Genomic DNA, 13503 nt, shown 5'->3' on the forward strand with positions numbered 1-13503 from the left:
ATGCAGCTAGAACTAGAATTAGGAAGCTACACCTTTCGGAATGAAAGGCAGAAAGGATGTATAAATATTGTTTATACCTCCAGTTTAGTATTTAATGCTTATGAGATCTTCTTTAAGCAATACGAACTTACATTTCAGCAGTACAACATTCTCCGAATACTGCGCGAAGAAAATCCGGACCCGGTTTCTACATCAGTGTTACGGGATCGCATGTTAGACAAAATGTCTGACGTGTCGAGGCTTGTAAGCAGGTTAAAGAACAAAGAACTGGTTAACGTAACCGCAAATCCTGTAGACAAGCGCCTGGTAAATATTATTATATCGGCAAAAGGTCTTGAGTTACTCAAAAGAATAGACGGTGTTATTCCGAACATGGATTCGATGTTGGCTGATCTGGATGAGCAAGAGTCTCAAATGCTCAATACGCTTCTGGATAAAGTGAGGGCTTCGGTACGAAAGCTAAAAATTTAGCCTTAATATTTTCTGGAAATTACCGAAACTTGTGCTGAAAGCAGGGTGGCACCATAGTGCTTTTATTTTGAGCATATATCAAAAAATATGAGCCGCTCGAAACGGGTTCTAAGCGGCTCACATAAGTTAATTGGTAAGATGGAAGTTCTAATTATACTACCACATTAATTATTTTGTTCGGGACAATAATTATTTTCTTTGGGGCTTTTCCTTCTAAAAATTTCTGAACCTGCTCATCTGCTAACACGGCTTTTTCCATTTTATCGCGAGGTGCATCGGTTGCGAAATTTATTTTGGCACGCATTTTACCATTAATAGATACCGGGTACTCAAACGTGTTTTCTACCAGGTAAGCTGCATTCCAGGTCGGGAATGGTGCATTGCTGATACTTTCGCTGTGGCCCAGTTTCTCCCAAAGTTCTTCGGTAATATGTGGCGCATAGGGTGCCAGAATAATGGTAAGCGGCTCCAGAATTGCACGTTTGTTGCATTTTAGCTGCACCAGCTCGTTTACACAAATCATAAACGTGGACACGGAGGTGTTGAAGGAGAAGCGTTCGATGTCTTCTTCCACCTTTTTAATGGTTTTGTGAAGCGACTTTAGTTCGGCAGGAGTAGGTTCAGCATCAGATAGTGCCAGGTTTCCATCCTTATCGAAGAACAGCTTCCAGAAGCGGCGCAGGAATTTATTTACGCCGTCCATGCCGTTGGTGTTCCAGGGTTTAAACTGCTCCAGCGGCCCCAGAAACATTTCGTACATGCGCAACGTGTCGGCTCCCAATCGCTCCACCAGGTCATCCGGGTTCACCACGTTGTACTTCGACTTCGACATCTTCTCGATTTCCACGCCGCAGATGTACTTGCCATTTTCCAGGATAAATTCGGCACTAGCATATTCGGCACGCCAGTTTTTAAAGGCGTCCAGGTCCAGCACATCGTTTTCTACAATGTTAACATCTACATGCAGCGCAGTTGTCTCGTACTGCTCTTTTAAACCAAACGAAACAAAGGTGTTGCTGTCTTTCAGGCGATACACAAAATTGGATCGGCCCTGGATCATGCCCTGGTTGATCAGCTTTTTAAACGGTTCATCTTCCGGCACCAGCGCCATATCGAAGAGGAACTTATTCCAGAAGCGGGAGTAGAGCAGGTGACCGGTAGCGTGCTCAGAGCCACCAATATACAGGTCTACGCTGCGCCAATAGTTTACAACTTCCTGGTCTACAAAGGCTTTGTCGTTTTTGGGGTCCATGTAGCGGTACCAGTACCAGCTGGAGCCAGCCCATCCAGGCATCGTGCTTAGTTCATAAGCATGTTCATCCTGGTATTTCCAGTCTATGGCGCGGCCTAGTGGTGGCTCGCCTGTTTCAGTTGGCAGGTAGGCATCTATCTTCGGCAGCTCCAGGGGCAGTTCGCTCTCCTGTATCAGGTGAGGAATACCGTCTTTAAAATATACAGGCACCGGCTCGCCCCAGTAGCGCTGGCGGCTGAATACGGCATCGCGCATGCGATAATTGATCTTCGCTTTGCCTACGCCTTTATCTTCCAGAAAATTGATCAGCACCGGCATGGCTTCCTGGTAGGTGAGGCCATTAATGATGTCAGAATTTACATAGCGTCCTTCTTTGGTGGCATCTGCCTGTTGAGTCGTATCCTGCTGCGCATCCAGAATCTGGATGATCGGCAAGTTAAAATGCGTAGCAAAGTTCCAGTCGCGCTGGTCGCCGGATGGTACCGCCATTACAGCACCTGTGCCGTAACCTGCCAGTACGTAATCGGCAATGTAAACCGGTATTTTCTCTCCGTTAAACGGGTTAATAGCAAAAGCACCAGTAAAGGCACCTGAAATGGTTTTCACATCGGCCATTCGCTCGCGCTCCGAGCGGTTTTTGGCTACAGCCACGTACGTTTCTACCGCAAAGGCTTGCTCTGTGGTGGTGATCTGGTTTACCAGCTCATGCTCCGGTGCCAGCACCAGGAATGTAACGCCGTAAATAGTATCGATGCGGGTAGTGAAAACTTTAATCTTCTGGTCGGAGTTCTCAACTGCGAATTCCATTTCGGCACCAATCGATTTTCCGATCCAGTTGCGTTGCATCTCTTTCACGGGTTCCGGCCAATCAATCTTGTCGAGGCCCTGTAGCAGGCGCTCGGCGTAGGCGGTGATGCGCATCATCCACTGGCGCATGCGCTTGCGCTCTACCGGGTAACCGCCACGTTCCGATACACCATCTTTTACCTCATCGTTGGCAAGTACCGTACCGAGGGCAGGGCACCAGTTTACTACGGCTTCGGCCACATAAGTCAGGCGGTATTTTAACAGCATTTCAGCTTTTTGCTGCTCTGTCATGGCCAGCCACTCATCAGAGGTAAAGGCCGGCGTGTCTTCGTCGCAGGCGGCGTTTACTTTCTGGTTACCGCTTTGTTCAAATGCCCGTACCAGCTGGTCTATAGGCTCTGCCGCTTCTGCACTATAATTATAGTAGCTCTGGAACAATTGCATAAAAATCCACTGCGTCCATTTGTAGTAGGCAGGGTCGGAGGTGCGGACTTCACGTTCCCATTCAAACGAAAAGCCCAGGTTCTTGAGCTGCTCCAGGTAGCGGGTAATGTTCTGCTCAGTGGTAATAGCCGGGTGCTGACCAGTCTGGATGGCATATTGCTCGGCCGGAAGACCAAAGGCGTCGAAGCCCATCGGGTGCAGCACGTTAAAACCTTTGGAGCGCTTGTAGCGGCTCACGATGTCAGAGGCGATGTAACCGAGCGGGTGGCCCACATGCAGCCCAGCCCCGGAAGGGTAAGGGAACATGTCGAGTGAATAGTATTTGGGTTTTGTGCTTCCTGCTTCGGCTCTGAACGTCTGGTTCTCTTCCCAGTAACGCTGCCACTTTTTCTCAATCTGATTGAAATTATACTCTGACATCGGTTTTAGTGCATTGTTTTTTGAACGGTAAATTTAGGAATTGTTCATCGATAATCGGCAATGGTTCTTTTAATAAGGAGAATTGATCCAGACTTTTTACTTGATGGAGAAAATAAGTAAGCAAATTATTCAGATGAAAATGGCCTCCGGAAGCAAAATGCCATCTTAGGTGCATAAGACCGCTGGCATCACCCTTGGCATAAAATGGCGCAAAAACTTTTGGAAGGGCTTTTTTATTTGAAAAATTTGGAGAGTCTGATAGACTTCGACTTAACCTATCGGAGTTAAACTGCCATCTATTATAGGACACAAGACACAAGACACGGGTTTATTCTTTGCCTTATTGGAATGAAAAACCAAATCTTGATTTTCGATAATTTGTCTTGCCATCTGTAATATTAAATGTGCTTAACATCCATCATATATTTTTTTATTTAGATGCAAATTTGAATTAGAAAACTTATATTAGCTTCAACATATACCTGCATAGCTATGAAGAATACTTATGTTTACCTGCTTCTCTTAGTAAGCTTTCAATTTTTATCTGCTTGCCCCATGCAGGAGGATTTATATCATTCCTATTATGAGCCTGTTTACATGAGCAGAACACAATTGGAAAGTTCTATCCGGATGAAGCCACCTCAGCAGCTTGTTAATCCGGGTAAAATTTACATTTACGGCAGCTACCTGCTCATAAATGAGAAATATAAAGGTGTACACATCATAAATAATACAAATCCGGCCATGCCCGAACAGCTTGGGTTTCTACAGGTGCCCGGAAACATCGATTTTGCTGTAAAAAAGCAGGTGCTTTATGTAGACAATGCCGTTGATCTGGTTGCTGTTAACCTGCAGGATCTGGAGCATATTACTATTGCCAAACGCATTAAAGATGCTTTTCCGCCTTTAACGCCTCCCGATGGCAGAACAGGAATGGTTTCTTCGGCTAATGCTCCTGCAGATGCCGTTATTGTAAGCTGGGAACTGAAAACTAATAACTAAGCAGATGCAAATAAACTTCTTTTCCCGCTATTGGCTATTGCTTCTGCTGGCATGTGGCGCCTGCAATAGCAACGACAGCCTCTCACCTTCAGGCAACTCTGAAACAGGAAATGGTCAGGGTGGTTCTATGGCCCGGTTTGCCATAACAGGCAACTTCCTCTATACCGTAGATGATTCCCGGTTACAGGTATATGATATAGCTACGGAAACTGATCCGGTAGCTAAAAAGAAGATAGATCTTGGGCTCGGAATAGAAACAATTTTTCCTTACGGCGAAAATCTATTTATCGGCTCCCAATCAGGTATGTATATTTTTGATATTACACAACCACAGGAGCCCCGTAAACTGTCTATGTACGAGCATCAGGTTGCCTGCGATCCGGTGGTAACAGATGGCCGCTATGCGTACATAACCCTGCGCACTGGTACTGTTTGCCAAATGGCCATCAATGAATTGCACGTGGTGGATGTTCAGAATTTGGAGCAACCCGAATTGCTAAAACGGTACCCGATGGTGAACCCTATGGGACTGGCTATACAGAACGAGCGGCTTTATGTTTGTGACGATGGTATTAAAGTTTACGATGCAACAGATGTGCTGCAACTTGAACTGCTGCAACATCACAAAATAGAGGCATTCGATATTATTCTGCTTCACAACAACCTGCTGGTAGTAGGTAGTGATGGGTTTTACCAATACAGCATAGAAACCGATAAACTGGTTTTATTAAGTAGAATACCGGTTACTCCTGCTTCCTGACATCCATGATCCGCAACTCTATGAGCAGGAACACAATTTTTTTCATTCTCCTGTTAACTTCTCTTACAACCAGCACAGCAGCTTTTTCGCAGGCAGATACGCTTTACCAGAATAAACGGTTGAACATTCGCTACAGCCCGCAGCACCTGCTTATGAAGGCAATTGTTGCGGATGTTGAAAAATCCGTTTCTAAAAATTTAAAGCACAACCTGGTTTTTATTCCGCAATACAATTACGAAGGTGTGACCTTTTCTATAAACGCCACTCCCCGCTATGGTTACGCAAATGAAAAGCTGCGGGCTTATGGGCTGGAGGTGCAGCATCGGTATTACACCGCCAGATCAGCTGAGAAACAGCAGCAGAACTTCTACCTTTCTTATGGCCTAAAATACCAGCACGTCGGTATCAGGTATGGCACCATGGGATGGGTGGAGGCTCAGGAAAGCGATGGCCTCCTTTACTACAAAAGAACTCCGATTGTAAGGAAGGAAAATATTAACCGCTTAGGAGGTGTATTGCTGCTTGGGTTGCAGCAAGTAGGTACTAATACGCCTCTTGTTATCGACTTTTACTGTGGCCTTGGCTATATAACAAGCCATAGCAGCTTACCAGAAATTGCAACTTATTACAATAAAAACTTTCTGGACTATGCCTACTCTGGCACTTACCTTATAGCTGGAATTAAATTTGGAGTAGCTATTAAGTAATTATATTTTCATAGAGGCAGCTTCGAATGAGATACAAGACCCGCGAAATAAGGTAAGTAGTACAGTAGATCTTGAATAAGCTGTTGCTCTTGTACCTATTCTTTTATCGAAGCTGAAATTGATTTATAAATAAAAGAATTTGGGTTATATGTTTTGAGTAGAATTCATGTGTCCAAGTCTGTAGCTGAATTTAGTAAACATCAATTATTCAAATAAACAAGCTCTCCCTACGTAAAAATGCTTCACTATATCCAAGGGGCTATGCTAAAGCCCTTGGAGAAAAATGATAGAAAACTCGTTGGAAGGGCATTTTCATTCGCATAATTTGTCAGGAGAACTGGCGTAGGTAGTTATTTAGCGTTGTGGTTTTAGGTGCTAAAGTAGGGCCTGTAGTAGTTTTTGGTGACGCTTTCTGGCTCAAAATGCTTATTTTTGTATCGGCGTTCGGTAAAATGATGAAACAAAAGCGCCTAAACCTATAGGCGCAGCCAGCAACTTTGCTGGAGATACTTACCGCTGACTTTACTTTCTCTGCCTGAAGATTACTTGTTATGGAAAAGAATGAGTTGCTGGAGACACCGCACCTGATTTATGTAATGGACCCTATGTGCACCTGGTGCTATGGTTTTGCTCCGGTTATAAAACGCCTGCGCGATGAGTACCAGGAGAAACTGAAGCTGAAGGTAGTAGTGGGCGGGTTGCGACCAGGGGCCACAACGCCTTTACAAGCCGATACCCCCGATAACGTGCAGGAACACTGGCAGGAAGTTGCTGATACTTCCGGACAAGCGTTCAATTTCGGCTTTTTCGAAAGAAAAGATTTTATTTATAACACAGAACCCGCTTGCCGCGCCATTGTAGCCATGCGTTATCTTGCACCAGCCCATGAATTTGAAATGGCCTCCGAAATTCAGCAGGCATTTTATAAGTTAAACCAGGATGTAACCAACCCTGCTGTACTCGCAGCCATAGCTTCGCAATTTGGCGTAACGGAAGAAACATTTATGGAGAACTTTCTGGATGCTGCGCTCCTGGAGAAAACCCAACAGGATTTTATGATCGCGCGGCAGTTACGCGCCATTGCTTTCCCGAGCCTGTACCTCCTGAATGATAAAAAAATAAGCCTCATCAGCAGAGGCTACAAAACGTATGAAGCTGTTAAAAGCCGCCTTGCGGAAGCCTTACACGATCCGCTGGAGAAATAGGTTTTTAGTAGGAGGGAAGCAGATGACCATGAAGCGGGTCTTTGCCTTGCCAGGTGCCCTCGCTGGCGAAGGGGCTGAATCTGGCGAAAAGCTCCTCAGAATACCAGTTTTCTGAACGTGTTCTTTTAATTACTTCCTGGTGCGCCACATCTTTATAGGCATAGGCTTTTATGGCCTCCGCCGATTCCCAGATGCTGAACGTGGCCTGCCTGACAAAAGGCAGCTCACCCAAACCGATGGAGCAAAGTAAGCCGGCAGCCGAATCGAGGGCACGTGTAGCGGCAGGTGCGTATTTAATAAAGCTCGGCAACGCCAGCCAGTTTACCGATGCTCTGGTTAACACAGCCACCGGCCCAGCTGGCATCTTTTCAAGAAAAGGAGCAAAAGGCGATTCACCACTCCACAACCCATGCGATTGAAGCGTGTGTAACCAGACCGTCCAGATCTCCTCGCTATGCTGCCGATACGTTTCTAAAAGCGGGGCATGCTTAAAAAATTCTTCTGCTGCTGCCCCAGACTCCCAGGTGCATAGGAGGCCGTAGCGCCTGAAATTGGGCTGCAGACTAAAGCCTTTGCCTACCCCGCTGCCGAGTAGCTTGTAAAATAGCAACCCTGGCGTAACATTTAATGGCTTTACAGATGTACCCATTTGCGCTAACCCCCAACGGATGTGTCCTTTTTTCAGGCCAAACAAAGTGAGGGTAGTAATACGGGCGGAGGTGGCGGTAGCGCTTTGCAAAATTAAGAGGAAAAAGAGCCAGGAGTAAAAAAAGGGGCTTCACTAAAAAATCACCTGCCACACACAAAGGCGACAGGTGATTTAAATATAAGTTATTTACCTATTTGAGATTAAGTTTCTCGTTTTCGCCAGGTTCGTAAGACTGGCCTGTAATTACAGCTTTTGCCATACCAATTAAATGTACCACGGCACTGTTAGGAGAGTCCCAGTATTCGGCCTGCTCAATCGAGACTTTTATCAACCCGATTTTATCATCTTCTGGGCCATCAGGGAACCAAGCTTTCATGGGTGGTGTCCAGAGCTCTTTTATCTTTTCTCTGTCTCTGGAGAGTGTGGCTTTGCCTGAAACCGAAACATACAGGTTGTCATCAGGTTTTGCATAGCTAAGGTTTACATGCGAGTCGTTTTCAATTTCGTGCGATTTAGCAGAGTCGTGTTCCGTGAAAAACCAAAGGTTACCATCTTCCTTCACCTCCTGTGTGCTCATAGGGCGGCTGCGCAAGGTGCCATCCTTTTCCTGAGTCGTCATCATGGCAATATCGATATCTTTAATCTTCTCGGTCAGTTTCTGAAGATTTTCTTTTGTGATCAAATTATTCGTCATAGCTTTCGTTCTTGAGTTTGTGTTGTAATTACGCGCTGCTTTCGTAAAGGGTTTATTTCTGGAGTGTGAGTTGCCCTTACACTGTTACAAACATACCAGCTAATATAATGTTTAAACCTTTATACAGTTTTTCTGGCAAATTGAACTTGCAAAATGCATTAACTGACAGGAACAGAACCTCAAGAAGAGCCTTGTTTTATTTAGCTTAATTATGACTTTACAAGGTTAGTGGCAAATATTTCTTCCTATTTATTTTATAGCTCGTGAACTACCTGGCCCACATATTTTTATCTGGTGATGAAGAAGATTTACTGATTGGCAATTTTATAGCTGATGCTGTAAAAGGAAAACAACTAGAGCAGTACCAGCCAGGTATTGCCCGTGGTATCCGGCTGCACCGCCTCATCGACACCTTTACAGATACGCACCCGGTGGTGCACCAGAGTAAAGAACGTTTACGGCCACATTTCAGAAAGTATGCGCCGGTTGTAGCCGATATGTTTTTCGATCATTTTCTGGCTATAGGTTTCGAGCAGTTTGCACCTGTTGCCCTTGAGGTATTTGTAGATCGGGCGTATAGCATCATCCATAACCAATTTGACTTGTTGCCTCCCAGGGTACAGCACTTTTTCCCGTACATGATGCGCCAGAACTGGCTTGCCTCTTACGCAGAAATAGAAGGAATACGACAGGCGCTTGCTGGTATGAGCCGGCGCACCAGTTTTAAATCTGGTATGGAGCTGGCGGGCGATGAACTGCAGGCAAATTACCACCTGTATGCTGCCGACTTTCACCAGTTTTTCCCGGACCTGATAGCCTACGTTCATCAGGTAAGACAGGAGCTGGTTTAGTTTAACTTGCTTATTTATCTACTGGTTTTGCCAACCATAAAAGTGCTAAACCAGCTACTGCTGCAAGTACGGAGGCTACCAGAATGGCAAGTTTTGCGGTAGCAAGCTCAGGAGTGCCATCAAATGCCAGATTCGCTATAAAGATGGACATCGTAAAACCGATGCCTCCCAACAAAGCAACGCCAAGTACCTGCGCCCAACTAAAAGAACTGGGTTTTGCTGCCAGGCCGGTTACACTGGCTAGCCATGCAAACGCCATAATACCTACCGGTTTACCAATAGCCAGGCCTACCACAATACCGGCAGTTAAGGGGTTAAAAAAACCATCGAGCAGACTTGCATCTATAAGCATACCTGCATTTGCAAGCGCAAAAATAGGCATAATAGCAAAGGCAACCCACGGGTGCAGACTGTGCTCCAACCTGCTTAAAGGTGAAAGCGCTTCCTGGCAATTGGTTTCGATAGTATAAACCGCAGCCTGAAAATCATTTTCCTCTTCCTTGGGATCGCTTACCACGGCTGGGTAGGAGTGGGCAAGGTGAGAGGCGTGTAGTTCGCCAAGTATATTGTCGGTGGCAGAAATAAATTCTTCTTGCGTAAAGCTCGACCTGGCCGGTATGGTAATGGCCAGTAAAATACCTGCGATGGTAGCATGTACCCCAGAGAGCAGAAAAGCTACCCACATGACCACACCTAGTAACAGGTACACAAAAATTGTACGGGTGTTATAGGAACTAATCACCAGCAGTAGCCCGAACACCCCGAAGCCAACCCACAAACTCAGAAAATTTACTTCGGAGGTATAGAATAGCGCGATGACCAGTACCGCGCCAATATCATCTACAATGGCAAAGGCTACCAGAAACAGTTTAAGAGACAGCGGTACACGCTTACCTAGCAACGATACCATACCAAGAGCAAAGGCAATATCGGTGGCCATAGGTATGCCCCAGCCTGCTACGGCTGGTGTTCCTGCATTTAAGAAATAATATAGCATTGCTGGCACCAGCATGCCCCCCAAAGCTGCCATCACCGGAAAACTTGCCTTTTTAAAAGAAGCTAACTCACCGGTTGTGATTTCACGCTTTATCTCCAGGCCAACCACAAAAAAGAAGATAGCCATCAGGCCATCGTTTATCCAATGAATCAGATCTTTTGATATGCTAAAATCACCGAAAGAGACTGTGAAGTAGGTGCTCCAAAAATCGGTATAAGTAGCGCTCCAGGCAGAGTTTGCCCATATCAAAGCGATAAGGGTAATAAATATCAATAAAATGCCGCTGAAAGCTTCGGCCTGAATGAAAGCTTGAATCGGATATAAAATGCGCCTGTACAGGCGGTAGCTGGCAATTTTTGTCACGATAGGAGGGCTTTGGTAGAAAAAAGAGCTAAGAAAATTTAGTTCGTGTTACACCTGTAAAGCTTACGGTTGCTGCAAACTGACTTCAGGAGCCTTACCGGTTTGACGTACGAACTTACCAAAAGTTTTGATTCTTTCAGCGACTCACTCGGAAGAGCAAACAAGCCAATTCTTTAGCAGTAAAAGTTGTGCATATGGCTATGCTACCAGCAGGCATTCACTAGGTGCGTAGTAAAGGCCGTTCACAAATTTATTATTAAACGCAAATACAGGCGGGAAGCAGCAGGAAAAGCCACCTAAAACGCGGCTAAACACAATAAATGGTAAGATGAGGGAGTTTTCATTTTTAATATTGGCTTCCTGATTTTGTGCGAGTCCAGAAGCAAGGTTGTTGTGTAACAGGTAAATTAACAAGCGGTTACAATTTGACTCTTAAAGAAACTTTGGATTTGTTGCTAATTTAACCAAGGGGTTTTTTAAAGATAGTAGAAAGAAAATCAAAAAAAGTAATTCATTTACGGATTAATATGGTGTGCCTACGTATTTATACAGTGCAGGTGTTTTTACGTAGCAAATTATTTCATACTTTTGAATATCAAAATTTTTTTATTATTTATAGTCGGCAGCTTTATTAAGTTAACAGGGGTAAGAAGAAAGCAATAGCTGAAGTTTTACACGCAGAACTGAATACAACCCTCTCTAACAAGTTGTACGAAAAGGTTTATTGTTTTTTGAAGGATAACGACTCGTTAATCTATTTCAACATCATGCAGTACAAATTTTCTGCCCTCATGGATAACCCGATAAATGAAGAATTAGATTATAAAATAATGCTGTTTATGATGGAGAAGATGAAGGAAAATTACCCTGAGATCTTACATAACCTGCTGCTTGAGCTACAAAATGATGCTGCTTCTCTAACGAGTGTTGCTGAGTAACTTGCCTTCCTGCTTCACCTTAATTCAATCTAATTCTATTATTTAAGCTATTTCCCTCACCTGTTGTCACTTATTTAAGGCGGAATTTTTCTATACACTTTACTTGCCGATAGTTATAGGGTTTTGAATCTACAGCTATTCCCACTCCTTCTTTAACTTTTATTCAACAGTCTCTCTTTTTTGAATGCCCGGTTTGTTTAAGTTGTAATACCCAGATAGCTGCTGCGTTTTGCCATACCTTTCAGTTATCGTGTTGGTAATAGTGCGCATTTTCCGGAAATTTCAGTTTTCAGAAGATGATGCATTGCACTGCTTTGTATTATGCTTTACTTTTGCTGCTATAGGTGATGGGGTTCGCCTGGAACTGCCCAAACTTTGTTAGGGCTGATGACTCCTGCTTCAGGGCCTGTTGCACATGCAACTTTCGGCTATAACTGGTTATCTGCAAAAAATGGTATGACACCTCAACCCCGTTTCAAATTTAAAGTAATTTCGGATACATTTCTTAAGAAGCTTTTCTCTGCCGGTGAACAAAGTAAAGCACTGTTGTTCATAATTAAATGGCTGCTTATTAGTAGTTTAGTAGGTGTGCTGGTTGGTTCTGCTTCGGCCTTTTTCTTGGTATCGCTAGAGTGGGTAACCACCTTTCGCGAAAGTCACCTGTCCATTATCTGGCTGCTGCCCTTGGGTGGTTTGTTAGTAGGTTTGCTGTATCATTTTTATGGTGGCCGTGCAACCAAAGGCAATAATCTACTACTCGAAGAAATTCAGGCTCCCCGGCAAATCATACCTTTCCTGATGGCACCTCTGGTGCTGTTCGGCACCTTGGTCACGCATTTATTTGGTGGCTCTGCCGGTCGGGAAGGAACTGCCGTGCAAATGGGAGGTGCTATGGCAGACCAGTTTACCCGAATTTTCAAACTTCGTCCGCGCGACCGTAAAATTCTCATCATTACTGGCATCAGTGCCGGGTTTGCATCGCTGTTTGGTACTCCGCTTGCCGGGTCTATTTTTGGTCTTGAGGTATTTGTGATTGGCCGCATCCGGTACGATGCCCTGGTACCAGGTTTATTGGCAGCCGTAGTGGCCAACCTGGCTTGCCATGCCTGGGGAGTTGGCCACACGCATTACGAAATTACGTTTGTTCCTGCTATGACAGGTGCCGGCTTTGGCTACGCATTGCTGGCTGGTGCTGTTTTTGGCATAACAGGTATGCTATTCGCAAAAGCTACTCACTTCTGGACATCTCAGTTTCGTATTAGGGTAGCATATGCACCTTTACGGCCTTTTTGGGGAGGTTTGGTGGTAGCAGTGGCAGTCTGGGCCATTGGCACTACCAAATATATTGGTTTAGGAATACCCACTATTTTAGCCTCCTTCCAAGATGAGCTTCCAATTTATGACGCCTTCGCAAAAATACTATTTACATCGTTTACGCTTGGTGCCGGATTCAAAGGAGGGGAAGTAACTCCATTATTCTTCACAGGAGCAGCCATGGGAAATGCCTTATCGCAGGTAATACCTTTACCTATGGCATTATTGGCCGGTATGGGATTTGTGGCAGTTTTTTCGGGAGCATCCAATACCCCCTTAACCTGCACCATTATGGCTATAGAACTTTTCGGAGCTGAGAGTGCTGTATTTATGGCGCTGGCCTGTTTTTGTGCCTATTTATTTTCTGGTCACTCCGGCATATACGGCTCTCAGGTTGTTGGCAGCCCCAAACATTTATTCTATGGCAGAGAAGAAGGCAAAAGCCTGACAGATATAGTTCTGACAAGACGGAAGAAGCCATAATCCTTTTTCAAAGCCATCTGCCTCAACTTAAACCTTGACTTATTTTAGCGGTTTTTACTTTTGAAGTCCATTTTCATTAGAATAATTGAATTAGGCACTTAAGCAATAACCATTTTATAGGGATGTGGAGGAGCGGCCACCATCCT

12 protein-coding genes and 1 riboswitch are annotated in these 13503 nt (G+C 44.7%); of the genes, 8 read left to right on the plus strand and 4 right to left on the minus strand.

The genetic code is table 11. The features are described 5' to 3' along the window. Positions 1 to 471 (plus strand): MarR family winged helix-turn-helix transcriptional regulator (locus FVR03_RS24600; RefSeq protein ID WP_187270261.1); only part of this gene is annotated, 471 nt, incomplete at its 5' end. A gap of 151 nt (positions 472 to 622) precedes the next feature. Here FVR03_RS24600 and leuS read toward each other — a convergent pair. After that, positions 623 to 3394, minus strand: coding sequence for a leucine--tRNA ligase (leuS, locus tag FVR03_RS22020; RefSeq protein ID WP_147923940.1), 2772 nt, complete (start codon positions 3392 to 3394; stop codon positions 623 to 625). A 597-nt stretch (positions 3395 to 3991) separates the two neighbouring features. On the opposite strand from leuS, the gene FVR03_RS22025 reads away from it, so the two are divergent. The 4 genes from FVR03_RS22025 to FVR03_RS22040 all read left to right on the plus strand — a co-directional run bounded on the left by FVR03_RS22025 (position 3992) and on the right by FVR03_RS22040 (position 7068). Beyond that, positions 3992 to 4396 carry an LVIVD repeat-containing protein gene (locus FVR03_RS22025; protein ID WP_147923941.1) on the plus strand — a complete coding sequence of 135 codons (405 nt, stop codon included), beginning with the start codon at positions 3992 to 3994 and terminating at the stop codon, positions 4394 to 4396. Positions 4397 to 4400: 4 nt separating this feature from the next. Continuing rightward, positions 4401 to 5156 (plus strand): LVIVD repeat-containing protein, encoded by a 756-nt coding sequence (locus FVR03_RS22030; RefSeq protein ID WP_147923942.1) that lies wholly within the window; start codon positions 4401 to 4403, stop codon positions 5154 to 5156. A gap of 20 nt (positions 5157 to 5176) precedes the next feature. Continuing rightward, entirely contained in the window at positions 5177 to 5863 is a 687-nt protein-coding gene (locus FVR03_RS22035; protein WP_147923943.1) for a hypothetical protein, read from the plus strand. A gap of 551 nt (positions 5864 to 6414) precedes the next feature. Further along, complete coding sequence (locus FVR03_RS22040; RefSeq protein WP_147923944.1) at positions 6415 to 7068, plus strand: DsbA family protein; 654 nt, start codon at positions 6415 to 6417, stop codon at positions 7066 to 7068. A 4-nt stretch (positions 7069 to 7072) separates the two neighbouring features. On the opposite strand, the gene FVR03_RS22045 is transcribed toward FVR03_RS22040, so the two are convergent. Together FVR03_RS22045 and FVR03_RS22050 are read right to left on the minus strand one after the other, a co-directional pair. Continuing rightward, positions 7073 to 7807 carry a spheroidene monooxygenase gene (locus FVR03_RS22045; protein ID WP_147923945.1) on the minus strand — a complete coding sequence of 245 codons (735 nt, stop codon included), beginning with the start codon at positions 7805 to 7807 and terminating at the stop codon, positions 7073 to 7075. 100 nt (positions 7808 to 7907) lie between these two features. Next, the gene (locus tag FVR03_RS22050; protein WP_147923946.1) at positions 7908 to 8411 is read right to left on the minus strand and encodes a pyridoxamine 5'-phosphate oxidase family protein; all 504 of its coding nucleotides are present in this window, start codon (positions 8409 to 8411) and stop codon (positions 7908 to 7910) included. A gap of 263 nt (positions 8412 to 8674) precedes the next feature. Here FVR03_RS22050 and FVR03_RS22055 point away from each other — a divergent pair, with 263 nt between their 5' ends. After that, on the plus strand, positions 8675 to 9262 hold the full coding sequence (locus tag FVR03_RS22055) for an acyl carrier protein phosphodiesterase (RefSeq protein WP_147923947.1): 588 nt from the start codon (positions 8675 to 8677) through the stop codon (positions 9260 to 9262). Between the two features lie 10 nt (positions 9263 to 9272). Here the strand turns inward: FVR03_RS22055 and nhaA are convergent, their stop codons facing one another. Beyond that, the gene (nhaA, locus tag FVR03_RS22060) at positions 9273 to 10622 is read right to left on the minus strand and encodes a Na+/H+ antiporter NhaA (RefSeq protein WP_147923948.1); all 1350 of its coding nucleotides are present in this window, start codon (positions 10620 to 10622) and stop codon (positions 9273 to 9275) included. 767 nt (positions 10623 to 11389) lie between these two features. On the opposite strand from nhaA, the gene FVR03_RS24605 reads away from it, so the two are divergent. After that, positions 11390 to 11560: a hypothetical protein gene (locus FVR03_RS24605; RefSeq protein WP_187270262.1), complete on the plus strand. Its 171-nt coding sequence runs from the start codon at positions 11390 to 11392 to the stop codon at positions 11558 to 11560. 334 nt (positions 11561 to 11894) lie between these two features. Further along, positions 11895 to 11964: riboswitch (Fluoride riboswitch) on the plus strand. Positions 11965 to 12106: 142 nt separating this feature from the next. Beyond that, on the plus strand, positions 12107 to 13357 hold the full coding sequence (locus FVR03_RS22065; RefSeq protein WP_369410473.1) for a voltage-gated chloride channel family protein: 1251 nt from the start codon (positions 12107 to 12109) through the stop codon (positions 13355 to 13357). Positions 13358 to 13503 lie beyond the last annotated feature (146 nt).

It is taken from the genome of Pontibacter qinzhouensis (assembly GCF_008017455.1).
Taxonomy (GTDB): Bacteria; Bacteroidota; Bacteroidia; order Cytophagales; family Hymenobacteraceae; genus Pontibacter; species Pontibacter qinzhouensis.